The organism is Nonomuraea zeae (assembly GCF_005889725.1).
Classification (GTDB): Bacteria; Actinomycetota; Actinomycetes; order Streptosporangiales; family Streptosporangiaceae; genus Nonomuraea; species Nonomuraea zeae.
The window spans coordinates 1-20475 of record NZ_VCKX01000231.1; the positions used below are offsets into that span (position 1 = coordinate 1).

Consider the following 20475-nt stretch of genomic DNA (forward strand, 5'->3'; position numbering starts at 1 on the left):
TTTCTCCTGTCAAAGAAACCGGCACATTGCTGGGCGTGGTAAGTTCACAAGCGGCGGCACTCTGCGGTCTGACTGCGGGCACTCCGGTGGTCGTTGTTTTTTTTTTAGATGCGTATAAGAGACAGGGCATACTTCGCCCCGTGACCATCGAGACCGTTGTTCTCACCGGTGCCGCAGGCCGGGTGGGATCTGTGCTGCGAGAGCCCCTGCGACGCCGGCTGGGCCGGCTGATCTCGGTCGATCGCGTGCCGCTGACCTCCACCGGCCCCGGCGAGGAGGTCCGTCAGGCGGATCTGGCCGGCGTCGACGACGTGGCGTCGGTGATCGACGGCGCCGACGCGGTCGTGCATCTGGCCGGCGTGCCCGACGAGGCGCCGCTGCCCGACCTGGTCGCGGGCAACATCCTGGGCACCCATCACATCTTGGAGGCCGCGCGGCGCACCGGGGTCGGGCGGGTGGTGCTGGCCAGCAGCAACCGGCTGACCGGTTGCTACCCGTCGGCCGAGCGGGTGTCGGCCGAGATGCCGCCCCGGCCCGACGGCCTGTACGGCGTCAGCAAGGTCGCCGTCGAGGCTCTGGGGCGTCTTTATGCCGACAAGTTCGGGCTGCAGGTCGTGTGCCTGCGCATCGGCAGCCTGGAGCCCGAGCCGATCGACCCACGGCACCTGGCCACCTGGCTGAGCCCCGACGACTGCGCCGGATTCGTCTGGGCCGCGCTGACCCGGCCGGGCATCGACTTCACCGCCGCCTATGCGGTCTCGGCCAACACCCGCCGGTTCTGGGAGCTCGACGAAGGGCTCGGCTATCGTCCCCGCGACGACGCCGAGGTCTACGCGGACCGGATTCCCGGCGTGGCGGACTACTTCGCGAGCGATCCGCCGCAGGGCGGCGACTTCGCGAGCGCCGACTACACCCTCCGCCACGCCCTCGGCCTGTAGCCGCGCGCAACCCCCCTTCATCCACATCTCCGCCCGGTGGCCGGGCGCTGGGTCAGGTTGTTTGCGTGTCCTCCGTCAGGGCTCCGGACAGCAGCAGGTCGAAGTGGTCGTCGGCGGGGGCGTCGATGCCGCGCAGCGGGCCGCGCTCGGCCAGGTGCGCCTCGGCGTAGAGCCGGGCCACCAGGGCCTTGCGCCCGTCGTCGAGCCCCCAGGTGGCCTGGTCCTCCAGCAGCGCGGCCGCGTAGACGTCGGCCATGAACTGCGCCAGCGGATAGAGCCGCTCCTCCGCCACCGTCCGCTCCAGGGCGTGCCAGGCCGAGATCGCCTTGGTCAGGTCGTCGATGCGCGCGTGCAGCAGGTCGGAGGTGGCCAGCTCGCGCAGGCGGTCGAGGAAGGGCAGGTGCGCCTGCTCCTTGAGCATGGCTCGCCGCACGTCCAGGCAGAGGATGTTGTCGCCGCCCTCCCAGATCGGGTTGACCTGGGCGTCGCGCAGGAGCCTGGCCACGGGCCACTGCTCGATGTAGCCGTTGCCGCCGTGCACCTCGATCGCGTCGCTGGCCGCCGTCACGCCGAGCCGGGCGGTCCGCAGCTTGATCAGGGCGGGCGCGAGGCGCAGCCGCCGCGGCCCCGCGAGCCCGTCGAACACCATCGCCTGCGCCGCCTCGACCTCGACGATCAGCTCGCTCAGCTTGCGGCGCATCAGCGGCTGCTCGATGAGCGGCCGCCCGAACGCCTCGCGGGCCCTGGCGTAACAGATCGACTCCACCAGCGCGCGCCTGGCCACGCCGACGCCCATCATGGCCACGCCCAGCCTGGAGGCGTTGGTCAGCTTCATCATGGTCCCGAGCCCCGAGCCCGAGCCCTGACCGGCCAGCAGGAACGCCTCCGCCTCCGCGAACTCGACCTCGGCCGACGCGACGGACCTGGTGCCGAGTTTGTCCTTGAGCCGCCGGATCCGTACGCCGTTGCGGGTGCCGTCCCGGCGCTCCCACAGCACCAGGAACGGCGCCACGGCCCCGTCGGGGAGCCGGGCGAGCACCACGAACGCCGACCCGTTGGCGTTGGAGGCGAACCACTTGAACCCGGACAGCAGCCACGACTCGCCATCGGGCATCGCCGTGGCCTCCAGCGCCGCCAGGTCCGAGCCTCCGGTCCGCTCGGTGAACATCTGAGCGGCCTCGCCGGAGTAGTAGCCGTTGGCGAAGATCTCCCGCACCCGATCGCGTATGTCCTCAGGTGCGTACTTCTCCGCGAGGGAGACCACCATGTCGCCGCCCGTGCCGAGCGCGCAGCCCATCCCGATGTCGGCCTGGTCGAGCAGGTACGTCCACGCCGCTCCGAGCGCGGCCGGGTCCGCCCCGTTCGCCCGGGCCTGATCGGCGAAGGAGGGCGAGGTGAAGTTGTTCGCCATGAGCGCCTGCCTGGCGGTATGGAACGACGGCGGCATGACGACCTGGCTGACGTCCCTGCCCCACTTGTCGTACTTCTCCAGCCGCGGCGGGTTGCGGTCGGTCTCCTCGGCGCACTCGGCCACCAGGCCACCCATCAGCGCGCCGAGCCGGTCCAGGTACGGCTCCGCCCAGGCGAAGCCCTCGCCCAGGTGGCGCCGCATCAACAGGCGCAGCGTGGGATCGCAGCTCCACCAGTTGCGCCCGGCCGCGCCCTGATAGCGCTCGGTGGCGTAACGGTCGCTGTGGTCGAAAGGTTCGATGAGATAACGCCCCATACTCGGGAGTGTTACATATACTCGACACGCGATGGAAGAGCGTAACAACCTCAGTGCCAGATCGGCCGTCCTGAGCGCGCTGCTGGGCAGCCACCCGCCCCGCCTGCCGGCCCGTCAGCTGGTGCGCATCGGCGCGCTGTTCGGGATCGCCGAGGGCACCGTGCGGGTGGCGCTGTCACGGATGGTCGCGGCCGGTGACCTGCTGCAGTCGGGTGGCCGCTACACGCTGTCGGCGCGGCTCGTCGAGCGCCAGGCCAGGCAGGACGAGAGCCGCGACCCGCACACGAAGCCGTGGGACGGCACCTGGGAGGTGGCCGTGGTCACCGCGGAGCGGCGCGCGCCCGCCGACCGGGCCGCGCTCAGGCACACGATGACCGCGCTGCGGCTGGCCGAGCTGCGCGAGGGCACCTGGATGCGCCCGGCGAACCTGGTGCGCGCGTGGCCGGAGATCGTGACCGCGCAGTGCACGCTGATCGACGGCCGCCCGCACGGCGACCCGACCCCCATGCTGTGGGATCTCGACGGCTGGAGCGAGGAGGCGCACCGGCTGGAGCGGGCGCTGGATCGCGCGGACGGGCTGGCGGAGGGCTTCCTCGTGTCGGCCGCCGTGCTGCGCCACCTGCTCGCCGACCCGCTGCTGCCGCAGGAGCTGCTGCCGGCCGGGTGGCCGGGGGCCGCGCTGCGGGCCAGGTACGACGACTTCGACCGCCGCTACCGCGAGGTCCTCCTCGTGCATCTCAAGGACTGACCGCCACGCTCGAAGGCCGCCTCCTTACAGCGCCACACCCCACGTTCGAGGGCCTCCTCAGAGCGCCACGCCGAAGATCACCCGCTTGCCCTTGAACTCGGTGACGCTCCACAGCTTGCCGTCCTGCACGGTCAGGTCCTCGGGCCCGATCGGGAAGGGCCTGGTCTGCAGCGTCTCACCCGCGTGCACGAGCAGCTTGCCGTTGGTGGTGGAGCTCGCCGCCTGGCTCAGGTACCACTTGCCGCCCCACGAGATCGCCCCCTGGATCTTGGGATGGCCCATCACGAAGGCGTCGTTCGGCTCGCCACCGGCGAAGGCGAGGTCCCAGCGCGCCACCCACCCGCCGGGGTCGCCCTCCCGGTATTCGCCGGTGATCAGCTGCGGCGTGGCGCCGCTGCGGTCGATCGACACGAACGAGAACCGCGGCCCCGCCTGCGCGACCTGCCAGAAGTCGGTCTGCGGGATCACGTAGCGGTAGCCGAAGGCGTGGAACTTGCGCCCGTGCCGGCCGATCCGGTTGGGGTCGCCCAGGTCGCTCTGGGCGGTGCGCAGGTCGAGCAGGTTGTTCAGGTCGAAGACGCGCAGGCCCCTGAGGGTGTCGGCCACGTAGAGCAGGTCGCCGTGGACCGCGATGCCGCCCGCGTGGATGTCGATCGGCCCGTACGAGCCGTCCGGCCTGGCCTGGACCAGCAGCGCGTGCTGGTACTTCAGCGTCTTCGGGCTCGCGAAGGACACCCTGATCCCGCGCTCGCCCGCTTCGGGCTTGAAGTACCAGCTCGCCATGAACACCGGCACGCCGATGGAGCCGGAGTCCTCCCCGCAGGTCAGCCCCTGCGGATACCAGTCGACGGTGACCTGGTCCTTGTCGTCGAAGGCGTACCACTGGGACGGCTTCGGCTTCATGGAGCCAAGCGCGCCGGGCGCCCCCTTGCCCGTCATGTTCCTGTTGGCGCCGGCCAGCAGGGCCTCGACGCCCGTGCTGCCGATCTCCCCCGCCAGCTTGGCCGCCCCCTTGGCCAGGTCGCCCGTCTCCCGCCGCAGGGCATAGGGAGCTTTGTCAGTTGGAACCATCCCCGTCGCTGCCATTCGCCCCTCGCTTTTCCGTCTCTTGAACCAGTCTGACGGATCGCGAGCTGCCAAGGTTGGCGATCAATCCCACAAATGCACTGGCAGCCCGGACAAAGCCCGCTCACGATATTCGCGGACGAGCCGTTCCGAGTCCCCGCCGTAGCGCGCCAGCGCCTCTCGTTGCCACACCGCGCCGGTGCGGCGCAGCCGGGTGCGCTGTGCGATCACGTCCAGCGCGCGGTCGGCGTCGTGCGCCGCGACCCCGGCGGCGAGCAGCCCGGCGCGCGCCTCGGGGAGCAGGCGCAGCACCAGCTCCGCCGCCTCGAACTCGCCGTCGAGCCCCGGCCAGGAGAGCTTGGCGTCGAGTCCCTGCATGGCCGCCCGGTAGAAGTTCTGGTACACCTCGGCGAACTTGTAGCCCGTCAGGTCCCGCTCGGCCTGCGACAACGTGAGCCCGAGCAGGAACGCCGTGTTCGCCGCCATGTCCGCGCACGAGGGGCCCGCGGGCAGCGCGCGCATCTCGATCCGCAGGTGGCCGCCGTCGGCCGGATCGTAGACGGGCCGGTTCCACTGCCAGATCGTCCCCTGGTGCAGCCGCAGCTCGGGCACCTCGTGCCGCTCAGCGTCGTCCGACATATCCGGCATGACGGGGTCGTAGTCCTGCACGTACCGCTCGAACAGCTCGTACGCGCCCTCACGCACCCAGTCGGAGCCGAACGTGACGCGCCCGTCCCTGCGCTCGCGCCGCTGCACGTCCCGGTCGTCGGCGGCCTCCTCCATCAGCGCGATCCGCGTCTCCTCCCACAGCTGCCTGCCCAGGAAGAACGGCGAGTTCCCGCACGTGGCCAGCACCGGGCCGATGGCGAGCTGGGCGGCGTTGAACAGGCGGGCGAAGCGCTCGGGCGGCGTGCGCATGTGCACCTGCCAGGAGGTGTTGGCGCTTTCGAGGATCACGTCCTCCACGGACAGCTCCAGGTCGTCGATCTTGACCAGGAACGGTTCCAGCCGCAGCCGCCTGATGCCTCTGCTCATGGCCCGGTAGCGGTTCTGGTCGCTGATGGCGCCCACGGTGAAGTGCTCGGTGCCGAGCGTGGGCAGGATGCCGATGGGCACCGCGCCTCCGCCCTCGACCGCGCCGTCCACCTTGGTCATGGTCTCCTGCACCTCCCCGGCCATCAGCTCGAAGGGGGTGCCCGCCAGCGGCGTCGGGGTCAGGTTGACCTCGATGTTGAAGCGGCCGAGCTCCAGGACGACGCGGGGGTCGCCGAGAGCCTCCTGCACCTCGCTGTTGCGCGGCAGCGGCCGGCCCTGCTCGTCGATGAGGAACAGCTCAAGCTCCGCGCCGATCGTGGCCGGGCCCGCGCCGAAGCCGGGGGTATCGAGCAGCTCGCGCAGGACGCCGAGCTGCTCACGGATGCGCTCACCGAAGCGGGCGTACTCCGCTTCGGTGAATCGCTCTTTATCGAGATCTCGTCCCATCACCCCCTTCTGTCCTTTTCGTTGGCGTTGACACTTCACCAGGGAATGTCGCCGTCGTCCTCCAGGTAGGCGCCGGTCGGGCCGTCCGCACCGAGCGTCGCGAGCCGTACGGCGATCGCCGCCCCCTGCTCGGCCGTCCGGAAGCCGGTGTGCGCGTTGAGGTCGGTGGCGCAGTAGCCCGGGTTGGCGGCGTTCACCTTGATCGGGGTGTCGATCAGCTCCTTGGCGTAGCTGACGGTGACCATGTTGAGCGCCGACTTGGAGGAGTTGTAGGTGATGTAGTTCGCGTCCCAGTAGGGGGTGCTCCGGTCCATCGCGAGGGTCAGCGAGCCGAGCTCGCTGGACATGTTCACGATCCGGCCGGCCTCGGAGGCGCGCAGCAGCGGCAGCATCGCGTTGGTCACGGTGACGACGCCGAAGACGTTCGTCTCGTAGATCTCCCTGAGCGCCCGCGCCGGCGTGGCGCTGGGCACGGTCGCGTCGAGGCTGCCGGCGATCCCGGCGTTGTTGACCAGGATGTCCAGCCTGCCGTACTCCTGCCCGACCCACTTGGCCGCGGCGGCGACCACGGCCTCGTCGGTCACGTCGATCCGCACGTGCGGCAGCCCGAGCCGCTCGCCCGCGGCCCGCCCGCGCTCCTCGTCGCGCGCCCCGATGATCGCGGTCACGCCCTGCTCGGCGAGCAGCCGCGCGATCTCGAAGCCGATTCCCTTGTTGGCGCCCGTGATGAGAGCGATTTTCGTCATGGATCCACGTTCGCCCAGCTGGCAGGCGGTCCGGGAGAGACCTGCGGAAGCTGGGACCGGCGGTACCACCCACGCGCCTCCCAGCGTCGCCGCAGGTCGCCGAAGATGGAGCTATGAACCGCGACGAACTTGCCGATTTCCTCCGCAACCGGCGCGCCCGCGTCACCCCGGCCGAGGTGGGCCTGCCGGACGGGGAGCGCCGCCGCACGCCGGGCCTGCGCAGGCAGGAGGTCGCGCAGCTGGCCGGCATGTCGATCGACTACTACATCCGGCTGGAGCAGGGCCGGGGCCCGCACCCGTCGAAGCAGGTGCTCAACGCGCTGTCCAGGGCCCTGATGCTGAGCCAGGACGAGCGCGCCCACCTGTTCCACCTGGCGGGTCAGCCGGCGGACACGCCGCGGATCAGGGAGGACGTGCCGGGCAGCCTGCTGCACCTGATCGCGTTCCTGGAGGAGGTGCCCGCCTACGTGCTGGACGCCAGGTACGACATCCGCGCCTGGAACCCGGTGGCCAGCGCGCTGATGGGCAATCTCGACGATCTGCCCCCCGACCGGCGCAACGTCATCCGCTGGGTCTTCATGTCCCCCGACATCGCCGAGCATCTCGACGACGAGGAGAAGGGCCGCTTCGCCCGCGCCTCGGTCGCCGATCTGCGCGCCGCCGCCGGCCGCTACCCCGACGACCAGCGGCTCCAGGCGCTGGTCACCGAGATGCGCGGGCTGAGCCGCGAGTTCGCCGAGCTGTGGGACCGGCACGAGGTCGAGATCCGCAGGGAGCAGCGCAAGCGGATCACACACCCGGCGGTCGGCACGATCGACGCGATCTGCCAGGTGCTGACGGTTCCTGACCGCGACGACCTCCACCTCGTCCTCTACACCACAGAACCTGGGTCACCCTCGCACCAAGCCTTGCGCGAGCTGCGGCAATTGACCCTAAGCTCATGAGATGCGAGCGGTTGCCTTTGACATCTTCGGTGGAGAGCTCGACGTGCGCGAGCTGCCCGATCCTTCACCCGCCCAGCACGGAGCGGTGATCAGGGTCGAGGCGACGGGGCTGTGCCGCTCCGACTGGCACGGCTGGCAGGGACACGACCCCGACATCAGGGTGCTGCCGCACGTGCCCGGGCACGAGCTGGCGGGCGTGGTGGAGGCGGTCGGCTCCGACGTGCGCGGCTGGCTGCCGGGCGCGCGCGTGACCGTCCCGTTCATCTGCGCCTGCGGCTCCTGCGCGTCCTGCGCGACCGGCGACCAGCAGGTGTGCGAGCGCCAGACCCAGCCGGGCTTCACCCACTGGGGCTCCTACGCCGAGTACGTCGCCATCGACCACGCCGACGTCAACCTGATCCCGATCCCCGAGGACATGGCCTACGCCACGGCGGCCGGGCTCGGCTGCCGCTTTGCCACCGCGTTCCGCGCCGTGGCGCAGGTGGGCGAGGTGCGGCCGGGCGAATGGGTGGCGGTGCACGGCTGCGGCGGCGTGGGCCTGTCCGCCGTGATGATCGCGACGGCGGCCGGCGCGCGGGTGGTGGCCGTGGACATCAGCACCGACGCGCTGCACCTGGCCGAGCTGGCCGGGGCGACCCACTTCGTCAACGGCTCGGCCGGTGACGCGGCGGCCCAGGTCAGGGAGCTGACCAGGGGCGGCGCGCACGTGTCGATCGACGCGCTGGGCAGCCCGCAGACGTGCGCCGCCTCCATCGAGAGCCTGCGCCGCCGGGGCCGTCACGTGCAGGTGGGCCTGCTCCCCGGCGGGCCGACGCCCGTGCCGATGGACCGGGTGATCGGCCACGAGCTGCGGCTGCTCGGCAGCCACGGCATGGCCGCGCACGCCTACCAGCCGATGCTGGAGATGATCAGAGCCGGGATCCTGCATCCCGACCAGCTCGTGACCCGCACGATCGGGCTCGCCGACGCCGGCAAGGCGCTGGCCTCGATCGGCTCGGTGCCGGGCGTCACGATGATCACTCCTCGATCTCCACTCTGAGCGTCCTGAGCACGAGCGCCAGCATGCCGTAGTGGGCCACGAGCATGACCAGCTCGATCCTGCCCACCTCGTCGTAGCGGTCGCAGAGCGCCGCCCAGGTGGCGTCGGTCAGGTCGCCCGCGTAGTGGAGGTCGTCCGCCACCTGGAGCACGAGCCGGTCCTCGACCGGCCAGAGGGCGTCGAGCTGGCGTACCGACTCGATCTCCACGTCGGTGAGGCCCGCCTCGCGGCCCAGCCGGGCGTGGTGGGCCCACTCGTACGCGCTGCCGGCGTGGTAGGCCGTGCGCAGGATGGCCAGCTCCCGGTCGCGGGCCGGCAGCGTGCCGTCGAGCAGCGCGCCGCCGAACCGCAGCCAGGCCCGGTAGAGCCCGGGGTGGCGGGCCAGCGTGGCGAACACGTTGTAGGGGTTCGCTTTCGTGAAGTCGTCCCACTCTTCGGGGGGCAGAGGCCGCACGCGGGGATCCATGGTCATCAGCATCCCCAAATAAGCGGGCGCTTGATAGGGCGAGAAATTGCCAAGTCAAATAGACCCCCTTTGCCACCTATGTAGCGGTACTTTTCACAATTGGGGGCAATAGGTGAGGATTGAGGAGCCCGCAGACGTTGCAAGCCTGTCGACCGCAAGGACGCGCAAGGTGATTCGAACGTTGCTCGCTGAGGACATGCACCTGGTACGAGGAGCGCTCGTGGCTCTGCTGGCATATGAGGAGGACATCGAGGTCGTGGCCGAGGTCGAACGGGGCGACCGCATCCTGGCCGCCGCCAACGCCTGCCGCCCCGACGTCGCGGTGATCGACATCGCGCTGCCCGGCAAGGACGGTCTCTCCGCGGCCGGCGAGCTGCACGAGAAGATGCCGGACTGCGGGGTGCTCATCCTGACCGGCGTGGGCACGCCCGGACTGCTCAAAAGGGCACTCGACGTGCACGTACGCGGTTTCATGGCCAAGGACGCCCCGCCCGGCCGGCTGGCCGACGGCATCCGCAGGGTGGCCGAGGGAGAGCGGGTCATCGACTCCGAGCTCGCCATCGCGGCCATGCGCCCCACCGAGGCCCCGCTGACGCAGCGCGAGCTGGACGTGATCGGGGCCGCGGCCGGCGGGGCGTCGATCGGGGAGATCGCCGCGGCGCTGTACCTGGCCGAGGGGACCGTACGGAACTACCTGTGCCGCACCACGGCCAAGCTCGGGGCGCGCAGCAGGATCGACGCCATCCGCATCGCCAGGGAGTCCGGCTGGATCTGAGCCTTCTCCCCGGCCGCGCGGTCCCGGCTTCGAGCCGTCAGGCGGTGTGGGCGGCCAGGAAGGCCAGGACGTCGGCGGCCAGCCCGACCGAGCGGCTGACCGCCCGGGCGCCGTGTCCCACGTCGAGCTCGTGCCTGAGCAGCACCGGCCGGTCGCCGCCCGTGGCCCACTGGAGCGCGGCGCACATCTTGCGCGCGTGCATGGGGTCCACCCGCGTGTCCCCCGCCGAGACGGTGAACAGCGTGGCGGGATAGTCCGTGCCCTTGGCGACGTGGTGGTAGGGCGAGTATCCCAGCAGCCAGCCGAGCTGCTCGGCGTCCTCGGGATCGCCGTACTCGCCGATCCAGGAGGGGCCGAGGCCGCTGCGGTGGTAGCGGGCCATGTCGAGCAGCCCGGCCGAGCACACCGCGGCGGCGAACAGGTCCGGCCGCTGGGTGATCGCCGCGCCGACGAGCAGGCCGCCGTTCGACTCGCCCCAGATGCCGAGCCGCTCCGGGGTCGTCCAGCCGTCGGCGATCAGCTTCTCGGCGGCGGCCACGAAGTCGTCGAACACGTTCTGCTTGCGCTCCAGCATGCCGTCCCGGTGCCAGCCCTCGCCCTCCTCGCCGCCGCCGCGCAGGTTGGCGATGGCCAGCACGCCGCCCGCCTCGACCCAGGCCAGGGAGTCGGCTGCGTAGCCGGGCAGCAGGGGGATGCCGAAGCCGCCGTACCCGCTGAGTATGGCCGGCCTGGGGCCGCCGCTCTCCGACGGCAGGGCGACGACGACCATGCGGACGCGGGTGCCGTCGGCCGAGGCGTACTCGATGTGGTGGCTGCGCACCTCGGGCAGGCTGCGCCGGCCCGGGGCCGCCGACCAGGGGGTGGTGGCGTCCGTACGGGCGTCGTAGCGCCAGATCTCGGCGGGGGTGACGGCGTCGGTGTAGGCGAACCACGCCTCGGGGCCGCCCTCGGGGCGCGAGGTGAGCGCGGCGATCGTGCCGCTGCCCGGCAGCGGCACGGTGCTCAGCCGCTCCCCCGTGCGGCTGTGGTGCACGGCGATCTCGCCGACGGCGTGGCGCGTCCTGGAGACCAGCAGCCGGTCGCCGTCCAGCACCGTGAACGCGCCCAGGACCGCCTCCTCGTCCTCGGGCACCAGCTCCCGCCAGACGCCGGGGTCCTCGGGATCGGCGACGCAGAGCCGCCGCCTCGGGGCGTCCAGGTCCGTGAGCAGGTACAGGCGGCCGTCGCAGGCCACCGCGCCCGCCGTCCTGGCGGCCGACCCCTCCCGCACGGGACGCGGCAGGGTCGCCGCCGGATCGCCGCCGGCCAGATCGGCCAGCCAGAGCGAGCTGCCCGACGCCGTGCCCGCCGAGATCGTCAGCCAGCGGCCGTCCACGCTGATCTGGACGCCGTACGAGATCGGGCCTCTGGTGAAGACCGGCACGTCGGCGGCCTCGCCGACCCGGTGCAGGTACACACCCTCGCGGAAGCGCACGTAGTAGAACGCCGCGCCGCCGGGCAGCCAGGCGACCGCGGAGTACCGGCAGCCGCCGATGGGCCCGTCGATGACGGCCCCGGTGGCGACGTCCCTGACGTAGAGGTCCGCCTGCTCGTCGCCGCTCCTGGAGATCTGGTACGCCAGGCGGCGCCCTTCCAGGTCGGGCTGCCAGTCGTCCAGCGTGGTGAGCCCGGTGGGGTCGAGGTCCATGGGGTCCAGGACGACCTGGTCGTCGCAGTAGAGGACCGGATGCTCCTGGGAGGTGGACTGCCGCAGGTGGAAGCGCTTGCGACCGCGCCACACGGGCGGCGTGACCAGCCCGGTGTCGCTGAGCTCGGTGAGCCGGGCCCGGAACCACTCGCGTTCGGGCAGCGCGGCGGCGCGTTCGCGCCACAGCTTGTCCTGCGCGGTCAGCCAGGCTTCCGTGCGGGGGTCGAGGGGGTCCTCCAGCCAGCGGTACGGGTCCTCGATCGCGTGTCCGTGGTGGTGGGCGGTGAGGAGGAGGCGGTCGGCGGGCGGATAACTGTCTGGAAATTTCATGAGACGGGCTCCGGGTGCCAGTGGCCGGCCAGGTCCGCGTACAGAGGCGAGGTCCTGACCAGCTCGTCGTGGGTGCCGATGATGACCTGGCCGCCGTCCATGAGCAGGATGCGGCGGGCGCGCAGGGCGGAGGTGAGGCGGTGCGCGACCACGATGAGGGTGCCGCCGCGACGCGCGAACGCGTGCTCCGCCCGCGCCTCCGCGGCGGGGTCGAGATGGCAGGTGGCCTCGTCCAGGACGATGAGATCGGCGGGGGTGCGGTAGGCGCGTACGAGGGCGATGAGCTGGCGCTGCCCCGCCGACAGGGCGGCGGGCTCGACGGCGGCCCCGTACCCGCCCAGCTCGGCCACCAGCCGCTCCGCGCCGAGGGCCGCGACGGCCTCGTCCAGCCCGGTCTCCCCGTCCCTGAGGTAGGCGAGGTTCTCCAGGAGGGTGCCGCGGAAGACGTACGCCTCCTGGGGGATCAGCACGCGGGCGGCTGGGTCGAGCCGGTCGGCGGGGACGCCTCCGACCAGCGCCGCGCCGCTCTGGGGCCGGAGCATGCCGCTGATGATGGCGGCCAGCGTGGACTTGCCCGCGCCGCTCGGCCCCACGACCGCCAGGTGGTCGCCCTCGGGGACCGCGAGGTCGAGACGGTCGACGACGGGCGCGGAGTGCGGCCCGTACGCGAAGGTGACGCCGTCGAGCCGGACCTCGCAGGTGGCGGGCCGGATCCTGGGCGGGGACGGCGCGGGCGCCGGGACCGCGCCCGCGATCCGCCCCAGCGTGGCGGCGAGCCGGACACCGCTCACGCCGAGCCCTTGCACCAGCCCGCCGAGCGCGGGGGCCAGGGACTGCGTGACGTACGCGAGCGCGCCCACGACCACCCCCATCCCGAGCCCGCCGCTCAGCAGCCACGGGGTGCCCGCCAGCACGAGGACGACGGGCAGCCAGCCGCCCACGGCGAGGGCGGCGGTGCGGACGGCGGTCACCCCGGCCAGCGCGCGCGCCGCGGCGGCCTGCTCGCCGGTCCGCAGGGCGAGCCCGTCCGCGACGCGTTCCTGCAGGCCGCACGCCTCGATGTCGCGCAGCCCGCCCGCCGCGGCCGTCATGGACTCGGTCAGGCGCTCGTCGGCCATCAGGAAGGCCCGCTGCCGCCGCGCCAGCGCGGGCAGCGAGGCCAGGAACAGCCCGAGCCCGGCCACGAACGGCGGCAGCACCAGCACGAGCAGCTGCGGAGCCAGCGTCAGCAGCCCCAGCAGCACGCTGACCAGGGTGAACACGAACCCGCGCACGGTGGTGACCACGGCCGCGAAGGCGTCCCTGGCCAGCTCGACCTGGAGCCCGGCCCTGGCGACCGCGGCGCTGTCGCCGCGCGTGGACGGCTCGCGCCGCAGCGCCCCTTCGACGACGTAGGTCAGCAGGTCGTCGCGGAACGGCTCGGCCACCGCCGCCACGGCCAGCACGACCTGGCGGGCGGCCACCGCGGCGGCCAGCCACGTGACGGCCAGCGCCGCCAGCCAGCCCAGCCCGGCCACGGGCTGCGCGCGGGCGAAGCCGTCCTCGATGGCGCGCGCGATCGCGTGCCCGACGAAGAACGCGGGGCCCGCCTCCAGCACCGACCACAGGCCGATCCTGACCAGGACGCGCGGCCTGCGCCGCAACGCCCGCCAGAACCCGATCCCCGGCTCGCTCCGCGCGGGCCGCCGGTCCTGTTCCCGGCGCGATGGGCTCATGTCTCCCCCTGGAAAACCGCCCGGTAGCCGGGGTCCTGCCACAGCGTGTGGTGCGGCCCCCTGGCGCGCACTTTGCCGTCCTCCAGCCAGACGACCTGGTCGGCGCGGGCGGCGGTGGCCAGCCGGTGCGCCGCGATCAGCCGGGTGCGGCCCCGGTCGTCCGTGGTGAGCGCCTGGCCGACCTGGCGTTCGGTCACGGTGTCGAGGCTGGAGGTGGCGTCGTCGAGCACCAGCAGCCGCTCTCCTTGGGCGAAGGCCCTGGCCAGGCCGATCCGCTGGCGCTCGCCGCCGGACATCGGCGCGTCCCGCAGCGGCGTGCCGTAGCCGAGGGGGAGCCGCCGGACGAACGCGTCCGCGCAGGCGGCCCTGGCGGCGGCGCCCGTATCCCCGATCGCCTCGCCCACGGTCTCGCCGACCAGCACCGGGCGTTCGAAGGCGTACCCGATGGCGCGGCGCAGCTCCGCCCGCGTCAGCTCCCGCAGCGGGACCCCGTCGAGCAGGACGGTCCCGCGCTCGGGGTCGGCCAGCCGGCCCGCCAGGGCGGCCAGCAGGGACTTGCCCGAGCCCGACCGGCCCACCACGGCCGTCACCGAGCCGCCGGGCACCGTCAGGTCGCCGACGTCCAGCCCGTACGCGCTCACGTCGCGGAACTCGACCGTCCCCGGCCCGGGAGGCAGCCTCCGCGTGCCGTGCGCGACCTGGGTCAGCGCGAGGACCTCGGCGACGCGTTCGGCGGCGGCCCGTGCCCTGGCCAGGCCGCCGACGTGGCCGAGCGCGGTGCTCAGGGCCGCGCCGAGCACGGCGTAGCGGGCGGCGGCGTACAGCTCGCCGATCGTCAGCTCGCCCGCGGCGAGCATGAACCCGCCGGCGGTCAGCACCGCCACCTCCAGCAGCGGCACGACCACCCCCGACTGGACCGCGGCCGACGCGTTGGCCCGCCACAGGGCCAGGCCGTGCGCGCGCAGCCTGGGCAGCGGCGCCAGCACCCGCCGCGACTCCTGGGCCGCGGTCCCGGCCGCGGCGATCGTGCGGGCGCCGTCCATGGCGTCCACGAGCCGGGCCGCGATCTCGCCCTGCACCTCCTGGTACCCGCCCGCGATCGTGGTCGTCGCGCGGAGGAAGGCGCGCAGCGCGAGGAGGATGACGACGATGCCCGCGCCGAGCGTGAGCGTCAGCACGGGCGCGATCAGCGTGAGCGCGACCAGCGCGCCCACCGTGGGCACCAGCAGGGCGAGCGCGCTGGTCACCGTCTCGGGCGCCCGGCCCGCCTCCTCGGCGTTGAGTCCTGCCCGGGTGACGAGCTCGCCTTCGGGGAAACGGCGGGTGGCGGCCTGCCCGGTGCCGAGGACGTGGCGCAGGACGCCGAGCCGCAGCGTGGCCGCCGCGTGGGCGCTGCTCGCGCCGCGCGCCCAGACGCCGGCGCTCTCGCAGAGCATGACGGCGGCGATGGCGGCAGCGCAGAGCGCCAGCCAGGGGGTGCCGCCTGGCTGGCGCGCGACGAAGGCGTCCACGGTGCGGCCGATGAGGTAGGGGACGGCCAGCTCGCCGGCCGCTCCGGCTACCGCGGTGACCGCCAGCACGGCCGGCCAGGGGCCGCCGCGCCGTATCGTGCCGGTCAGCAGCCGGTCGCCTGCCCGCACCGCGCGCCTCCCTCACGGGTAGAGTTCGTGGAGTCCCCGCGCCGACACAGACGGCACGGGGACCGATATCACGCGATCAGTGGCAGAGTGCGACACTGAGGTTGCTGGGCTTGCCGGAGTGGCATGAGAGAACGGTGAGCGTGCTGCCGCCGCTGGCCACGTCGCTGGCCGCGGGAGCCTCAAGACCCTGCAGGTCGAGAAGTACCATGTGTTACACCTCCTTCCAGGTCTCATCAGAGGTAGGCCGCTCGGGTGCGGCCTCCAGGAACGGCAGGCGGCAACGCTGGTCACCCAGCGCCGCGCCGAGGGCGAAGAGCACGCCCGCCGTTCCGGTCGCGAAATCCATGGAGAGGCGCAGCAGCTGGTCGCCGGGGAACGCGAGCCCCCCGCCGTACGGCAGCGCGTGCCACCTCAGTCCTTTCACCTGGCTGTGCGCGTCCTCGGGGAACGCCGCGAGGATGCCCGCGCGCCCGGTGAACAGCCCCGGCTGGACGAAGAACCCGGCCCGTGCGACCAGCCGCAGCTCGGTCAGCGCCGTCGCGAGCTCCTCGTCGGGCCGGTGCGCCAGATAGCGCTCCAGCACCAGGGCGATGCCGGCCGAGCCCTCGTCCAGGTACGGCAGCAGCCGCCAGCCCTGGTTCACCTGGAGCGAGCCGTCCTCGGAGTGGCGGCAGCGGCGCAGGTCCTGCCTGAGCGCGGTGGCCGCCAGGTCGAGCAGGGCGCGGTCGCCGGTGTGCTCGTAGGCGTGCAGGAACAGCAGGGCGGGCCCGGACGAGCCGTGCAGCAGCCCGGCCCGCGGGTTGGCGCCGCCGCTGATCTCCGGCACGGGCTCGCGAAGCCGCTCCGCGCAGATGTCCACGGCGCGCAGGGCGGGGCCGGTGCGGCCGGCGTGGAGCAGGTTCAGCCCGATGCCGGACAGGCCGGACATCAGCGCGGACTCCAGGCGGTCCCAGTTCTCGCGCAGGCAGACGTCGATCAGCTCGTCGGCGTCCTGCCGGTGCCCGAGCAGGCCGAGCACGTACGCGATGCCGTGCAGCCCGTCGTAGAGCCCGAGGCCCGAGCCCTGGGCCGGGCGGAGCGCGCGGTCGCGTAACCAGCGCTCGTACTCGGGGAAGGGCCCGAGGCCCGCACGGGAGAGCGCGAACAGCACGCCCGCCGCGCCATGGGCCAGGGCGAGCCCGCCGCCCGGCCGGAACTGGGCCACGTCCCCCGGGAACAGCCGGTCGTCCCGCTCGGGGGTCGCGCTGGCCACGATGGCCCGGCACATCGCGTCGCGGAGCTCTGGCCAGGTGGCCGTGCCCGGCATGGGCGCGGCGCCTCCCCACGGCTCATCCGAGACGGTCCTGACGGCCTCGTCCACCATGCCCGGCGGCACGGGGAAGGTCTCTTTGACGATCTCCCCCAGGTGCGCCACCTTCGGCCGGTGCAGCGGCAGCATGATCGTGCAATTGGGCGCGAACAGGCCGAGGCGCAGGCAGGCCAGCGCGTACCGGTCCACGTCCACGCCCTGCCGGTCGGCGGGCGCGGCGAAGGCGGGGTGCGCGAGCGCGGCCCGGCCCCGGTCGTCGGCGAGCGTGGCGACCTCGTAGTCGATCAGCGCCACGCGGCCGTCGTCGGTCAGCAGGATGTTGTCGGGGTGCAGGTCGCCGAAGACGACCCCGCGCTCGTGCAGCGACTCCACGGCCTCCTCGACGGCCCGCAGCGTCTCGACCGCCCACGCCGTGTACGCGGCGAGGTCCTGATCGGTGCAGGTGGCGCGGGTCAGCGGGTAGCGGTGCACCAGCCGCCGCTGGAGCGGCGTGCCGTCCACGAACTCCTGCACGAGGAAGCGATGCTCGCCCAGCGTGAAGTAGCCGCGCAACCCGGGCGCGGCGGGCAGTCCCGCCAGGCGCTCCAGGATGTCGCGCTCGTGCTCGATCCTGGCGACCGCGTCCCGTCCCGCCGCGTCGAGCCCGGCGTGCTGCCTGGCCTCCTTGAGCACCACCCGCTCCCCCGAGCGCGTGTCCCGCCCGAGGTAGACGCCGCCGCCGTTGGAGAAGTGCAGGACGCTCTCGATCTCGTACGGCAGCCCGGCCAGCGTCACGGCGTTGCGCGCGGCCAGGTGCGGATCTAGGAACGCGGGCAGCGTCGTCCACGGCGGCACCGAGAACGTGGCGCCCCGGACGTCGGGCACGAGCCGCCCGTCGCCGTCCTCCAGCGCCAGCACCCGCTCGCCGGCCGCGGACAGGCAGTGCCGCTCCGCGAAGCCCCCGTACCTGACGAACAGGGGGCCGGCGCCGTAGCGCAGGTCGCTGAGGATGTACGGGCCGCGCACGTCACTCAGGAGCTCGCCGAGCTCTTTGAGCACAAGTTCGAGCTGGCCCTCGTCCCTGGGATAAACGGTGATGAGTTTTCCGCTCGACGCCCTGGACGCGGCCTTGGAATTCACCATGACGAGCACGGGGAGGCCGCGCAGGAATTTGAACGCGATCCCTCTCGGCACGCAGTAGTCCCATACGGCGGCGATGGCCTTGTCGGCGTCGTCCACCCGGGCCGACACGTGAATCTTCCACCCTTGGGCGGGCAGCGGCGGCTCGTCGTCGGAGGCGTAATAGCACCAGGTGTCGGTCACGGCGTTCGACCAGCCCTGGGGCACCGGCCTGCGCAGGATGGAGAAGTCGGCGTCCTCGGCCGTGCTGTGCTCGAGCGAGTCGTAGAAGCTCGGATCCACAAGGCAATAGAGCTCGTACTTGTCCATCTGGCGGGCCTCCAAGGCGGTGTACTTAGAGATTGCCGCCATTGGCGCCGCCGGGCTAGTTACACGCAGCATTGCCGCACCATGCCTATTTAATAGGCGTTTGTGTGTTCTGCACAATCAACCGGGACCGGGCTAATCCTTTAATGGGGCGTACACGCTGAAGGCGAATTGACCGGACCGCGAAGAGGTCGCCTCCAGCCAGCCGCCCAGGCCGGAGACGCGCTCGGCCAGGTTCAGCAGGCCCTGCCCGGAGTCGCCCGGCCGGCGCGGCGGGCGTACCCCGTCGTTCCTGATCGTCAGGCGGACGAGCCGGTCGCGTTCGAGGAGGTGGATGGAGCACTGGCGGGCCTCGGCGTGCCGCAGGACGTTCGTGACGCCTTCGCGCAGGGCGTGCGTGAGCGCCTCCTCGACCTCTTCCGGCAGGTCGTGGCAGGACACCTTGATCTGGCAGCGGACCCGCGCCGACTCCAGCAGCGAGCGCGCGGAGCCCAGCTCGGCGGCGAGCGAGGAGCTGCGCAGGCCGTGGGCCACGGCCCTGACGTCCGCCGCCAGGCTGCGCAGCAGGTCGAGCGTCTCGCTGACCTCGTCCGCCGCCCTCTTGTCCTCCTCGGTCACCAGCCGCTGCACGAGCTGCGCCTTCAGCACCAGCACCGTGAGCCGGTGGCCGACCAGATCGTGCAGGTCGCGGGTGAAGCGGCGGCGCTCCAGCTCGACCGCCTTGCGCATCACCTCCGTACGCTCCTTGCCGAGCTCCCTGGCCCGCACCGCCAGCGTGACCAGCGCGTACTCGACCAGGCCGACCAGCGGGCCGGCCAGCGCCCAGCCCCGGTGGATCAGCGACGGCTCGGGCGCGGCCAGCACCACCAGGCCGCAGGCCAGCGCCAGGACGACCAGCACGATCGAGCGGATCCGGGCGGCCATCACGAGCAGCGCGCCGGCGAGCAGCCCGCACACCGGCGTCCACGCCGCCCCGAAGATCGTCAGCGGCAGGTACGTCAGCCACGCCTGCACGGCCACGATCCACCACGAACCGGCCCGGCGTACCGGGGTCTCCAGGATGAACCGCATGTGCAGCGCGAGCAGGACGAGCAGCGTCGCGGTGCCCTCGATCGCCGCTCCCGAGGCGGCGAGCGCGAGCTGCACCGGCACCGTCAGGCCGATGACCCCCGCCACCAGCCCCAGCCCGCCGATCCAGCTGGAGGACGCGAAGAGCTCCAGTTTGGAACGTGCCCACACAACGGGTCTCCGGTGCGTTTCCTCCACCTCACCCCCGTGCTGCGCGGCCGGCTCGACGAGGTACGCGCCTCTCCCCGGCGCCCCCCGCACTCTCGTGTCTCTAACTGACCCGATCAGACTCACTCGTGTAAAGGTCGTTTCCGCTTTCGGACAAAACTGACTTCCCGTCGACCTTGCGGTTAACCAGTACATACACCTCTATCGTGGGTGTTATGGACTACACACGACTTGGCACCACTGGTCTGCAAGTTTCACGCGTGTGCCTCGGCATGATGAGCTACGGAGATCCGGCGCGGCAGGAATGGGCGCTGCCGCAGGATCAGGCCGAGCCGATCATCCGCCGGGCCGCCGACGCGGGGGTGACCTTCTTCGACACCGCCGACGTCTACAGCCGTGGCGAGAGCGAGGTCGTGACGGGCAACGTCCTGCGCGGGATCTTCCCCAGGCGTGATGACTACGTGCTGGCCACCAAGGTGTATTTCCCCATGAGCAGGCGGGTGAACGACCGGGGGCTGTCGCGCAAGCACATCCATGCCGCCATCGACGACTCGCTCCGGCGGCTCGGCACCGACCATGTCGACCTCTACCAGATCCACCGCTGGGACGACGAGACGCCCATCGAGGAGACCATGGAGGCGCTGCACGAGGTGGTCAAGGCGGGCAAGGCCCGCTACATCGGCGCTTCGAGCATGTGGGCCTGGCAGTTCGCCAAGGCGCAGCACGCGGCCGAGTCGAACGGGTGGACGAAGTTCGTCTCGATGCAGAACCACTACAACCTCCTCTACCGCGAGGAGGAGCGCGAGATGCTGCCGCTCTGCGCCGACCAGGGTGTGGGCGTCATCCCGTGGAGCCCGCTGGCCCGGGGCGTGCTGGCCAGGGCCGGCTCGGCGGCGGAGACCGCCAGGACAGGCTCGGACGAGCGCATCGACGCCCTGTACGACCCGGAGAACGACAAGCTCATCCTCGACCGGGTGGCGCAGGTGGCGGCGGAGCGCGGGCTGCCCGCCGCGCAGGTCGCCCTGGCCTGGCTGCTGCACCAGCCGGGCGTGACCGCGCCGATCGTCGGGGCCACGAAGGACCGGCACGTGGACGACGCGGTGGCGGCCGTTTCCGTGACGCTGTCGGAGTCGGAGCTGAGGCTGCTGCAGGAGTCGTACCGGCCGCGCGAGGTGCGCTTCTGATCGCCGGGTGGGGGGCGGGG

Annotated in this window: 17 protein-coding genes; 6 read left to right on the forward strand and 11 right to left on the reverse strand. The window is 72.3% G+C overall.

The features are described 5' to 3' along the window. Positions 1-140: 140 nt before the first annotated feature. Positions 141-938 carry an NAD-dependent epimerase/dehydratase family protein gene (locus ETD85_RS45685; RefSeq protein WP_138696107.1) on the forward strand — a complete coding sequence of 266 codons (798 nt, stop codon included), beginning with the start codon at positions 141-143 and terminating at the stop codon, positions 936-938. A 52-nt stretch (positions 939-990) separates the two neighbouring features. On the opposite strand, the gene ETD85_RS45690 is transcribed toward ETD85_RS45685, so the two are convergent. Next, positions 991-2664 carry an acyl-CoA dehydrogenase family protein gene (locus ETD85_RS45690; protein ID WP_138696108.1) on the reverse strand — a complete coding sequence of 558 codons (1674 nt, stop codon included), beginning with the start codon at positions 2662-2664 and terminating at the stop codon, positions 991-993. A gap of 31 nt (positions 2665-2695) precedes the next feature. On the opposite strand from ETD85_RS45690, the gene ETD85_RS45695 reads away from it, so the two are divergent. Further along, a complete protein-coding gene (locus ETD85_RS45695; protein ID WP_138696109.1) occupies positions 2696-3412 on the forward strand; it encodes a PaaX family transcriptional regulator C-terminal domain-containing protein in 717 nt (238 codons plus the stop codon). A 57-nt stretch (positions 3413-3469) separates the two neighbouring features. Here ETD85_RS45695 and ETD85_RS45700 read toward each other — a convergent pair whose 3' ends face one another. The 3 genes from ETD85_RS45700 to ETD85_RS45710 all read right to left on the reverse strand — a co-directional run bounded on the left by ETD85_RS45700 (position 3470) and on the right by ETD85_RS45710 (position 6705). After that, positions 3470-4483, reverse strand: coding sequence for a hypothetical protein (locus ETD85_RS45700; RefSeq protein ID WP_138696110.1), 1014 nt, complete (start codon positions 4481-4483; stop codon positions 3470-3472). Between the two features lie 78 nt (positions 4484-4561). Beyond that, the gene (locus ETD85_RS45705; protein WP_138696111.1) at positions 4562-5959 is read right to left on the reverse strand and encodes a glutamate-cysteine ligase family protein; all 1398 of its coding nucleotides are present in this window, start codon (positions 5957-5959) and stop codon (positions 4562-4564) included. A gap of 35 nt (positions 5960-5994) precedes the next feature. Next, entirely contained in the window at positions 5995-6705 is a 711-nt protein-coding gene (locus tag ETD85_RS45710; protein ID WP_138696112.1) for an SDR family oxidoreductase, read from the reverse strand. Positions 6706-6818: 113 nt separating this feature from the next. Between ETD85_RS45710 and ETD85_RS45715 the strand changes: the two genes are divergently transcribed. Further along, positions 6819-7649, forward strand: coding sequence for a helix-turn-helix transcriptional regulator (locus ETD85_RS45715; protein WP_138696113.1), 831 nt, complete (start codon positions 6819-6821; stop codon positions 7647-7649). Position 7650: 1 nt separating this feature from the next. Continuing rightward, on the forward strand, positions 7651-8688 hold the full coding sequence (locus ETD85_RS45720) for a zinc-dependent alcohol dehydrogenase family protein (protein ID WP_138696114.1): 1038 nt from the start codon (positions 7651-7653) through the stop codon (positions 8686-8688). Here ETD85_RS45720 and ETD85_RS45725 read toward each other — a convergent pair. Then, positions 8666-9142 carry a carboxymuconolactone decarboxylase family protein gene (locus ETD85_RS45725; RefSeq protein WP_240779862.1) on the reverse strand — a complete coding sequence of 159 codons (477 nt, stop codon included), beginning with the start codon at positions 9140-9142 and terminating at the stop codon, positions 8666-8668. The two genes, ETD85_RS45720 and ETD85_RS45725, sit on opposite strands and share 23 nt — an antisense overlap. A 181-nt stretch (positions 9143-9323) precedes the next feature. On the opposite strand from ETD85_RS45725, the gene ETD85_RS45730 reads away from it, so the two are divergent. After that, the gene (locus ETD85_RS45730; protein WP_138696116.1) at positions 9324-9929 is read left to right on the forward strand and encodes a response regulator transcription factor; all 606 of its coding nucleotides are present in this window, start codon (positions 9324-9326) and stop codon (positions 9927-9929) included. 37 nt (positions 9930-9966) lie between these two features. On the opposite strand, the gene ETD85_RS45735 is transcribed toward ETD85_RS45730, so the two are convergent. The 6 genes from ETD85_RS45735 to ETD85_RS45760 form a co-directional block, all read right to left on the reverse strand. Continuing rightward, positions 9967-11946, reverse strand: coding sequence for a prolyl oligopeptidase family serine peptidase (locus tag ETD85_RS45735; protein ID WP_138696117.1), 1980 nt, complete (start codon positions 11944-11946; stop codon positions 9967-9969). Continuing rightward, positions 11943-13661, reverse strand: coding sequence for an ATP-binding cassette domain-containing protein (locus ETD85_RS45740; protein ID WP_138696118.1), 1719 nt, complete (start codon positions 13659-13661; stop codon positions 11943-11945). The genes ETD85_RS45735 and ETD85_RS45740 overlap by 4 nt, the downstream gene beginning before the upstream one ends. Beyond that, positions 13658-15301 carry an ATP-binding cassette domain-containing protein gene (locus tag ETD85_RS45745; protein WP_138696119.1) on the reverse strand — a complete coding sequence of 548 codons (1644 nt, stop codon included), beginning with the start codon at positions 15299-15301 and terminating at the stop codon, positions 13658-13660. Before ETD85_RS45745 ends, ETD85_RS45740 begins: the two co-directional genes overlap by 4 nt. Positions 15302-15377: 76 nt before the next feature. Continuing rightward, a complete protein-coding gene (locus tag ETD85_RS45750) occupies positions 15378-15509 on the reverse strand; it encodes a SapB/AmfS family lanthipeptide (RefSeq protein ID WP_103955008.1) in 132 nt (43 codons plus the stop codon). A gap of 3 nt (positions 15510-15512) precedes the next feature. Beyond that, positions 15513-18080 carry a class III lanthionine synthetase LanKC gene (lanKC, locus tag ETD85_RS45755; protein ID WP_240779863.1) on the reverse strand — a complete coding sequence of 856 codons (2568 nt, stop codon included), beginning with the start codon at positions 18078-18080 and terminating at the stop codon, positions 15513-15515. Positions 18081-18170: 90 nt separating this feature from the next. Further along, the gene (locus ETD85_RS45760; RefSeq protein WP_170247191.1) at positions 18171-19274 is read right to left on the reverse strand and encodes a sensor histidine kinase; all 1104 of its coding nucleotides are present in this window, start codon (positions 19272-19274) and stop codon (positions 18171-18173) included. Between the two features lie 212 nt (positions 19275-19486). On the opposite strand from ETD85_RS45760, the gene ETD85_RS45765 reads away from it, so the two are divergent. After that, complete coding sequence (locus tag ETD85_RS45765) at positions 19487-20455, forward strand: aldo/keto reductase (RefSeq protein WP_138696121.1); 969 nt, start codon at positions 19487-19489, stop codon at positions 20453-20455. Positions 20456-20475: the final 20 nt, after the last annotated feature.

Bases quoted from the DNA above. Each gene is read 5' to 3' on its own strand.
- ETD85_RS45690 (WP_138696108.1), bottom strand. From the start codon at position 2,664: ATGGGGCGTTATCTCATCGAACCTTTCGACCACAGCGACCGTTACGCC.
- ETD85_RS45695 (WP_138696109.1), top strand. From the start codon at position 2,696: ATGGAAGAGCGTAACAACCTCAGTGCCAGATCGGCCGTCCTGAGCGCG.
- ETD85_RS45700 (WP_138696110.1), bottom strand. From the start codon at position 4,483: ATGGTTCCAACTGACAAAGCTCCCTATGCCCTGCGGCGGGAGACGGGC.
- ETD85_RS45705 (WP_138696111.1), bottom strand. From the start codon at position 5,959: ATGGGACGAGATCTCGATAAAGAGCGATTCACCGAAGCGGAGTACGCC.
- ETD85_RS45710 (WP_138696112.1), bottom strand. From the start codon at position 6,705: ATGACGAAAATCGCTCTCATCACGGGCGCCAACAAGGGAATCGGCTTC.
- ETD85_RS45715 (WP_138696113.1), top strand. From the start codon at position 6,819: ATGAACCGCGACGAACTTGCCGATTTCCTCCGCAACCGGCGCGCCCGC.
- ETD85_RS45720 (WP_138696114.1), top strand. From the start codon at position 7,651: ATGCGAGCGGTTGCCTTTGACATCTTCGGTGGAGAGCTCGACGTGCGC.
- ETD85_RS45735 (WP_138696117.1), bottom strand. From the start codon at position 11,946: ATGAAATTTCCAGACAGTTATCCGCCCGCCGACCGCCTCCTCCTCACC.
- ETD85_RS45740 (WP_138696118.1), bottom strand. From the start codon at position 13,661: ATGAGCCCATCGCGCCGGGAACAGGACCGGCGGCCCGCGCGGAGCGAG.
- ETD85_RS45750 (WP_103955008.1), bottom strand. From the start codon at position 15,509: ATGGTACTTCTCGACCTGCAGGGTCTTGAGGCTCCCGCGGCCAGCGAC.
- lanKC (WP_240779863.1), bottom strand. From the start codon at position 18,080: ATGGCGGCAATCTCTAAGTACACCGCCTTGGAGGCCCGCCAGATGGAC.
- ETD85_RS45765 (WP_138696121.1), top strand. From the start codon at position 19,487: ATGGACTACACACGACTTGGCACCACTGGTCTGCAAGTTTCACGCGTG.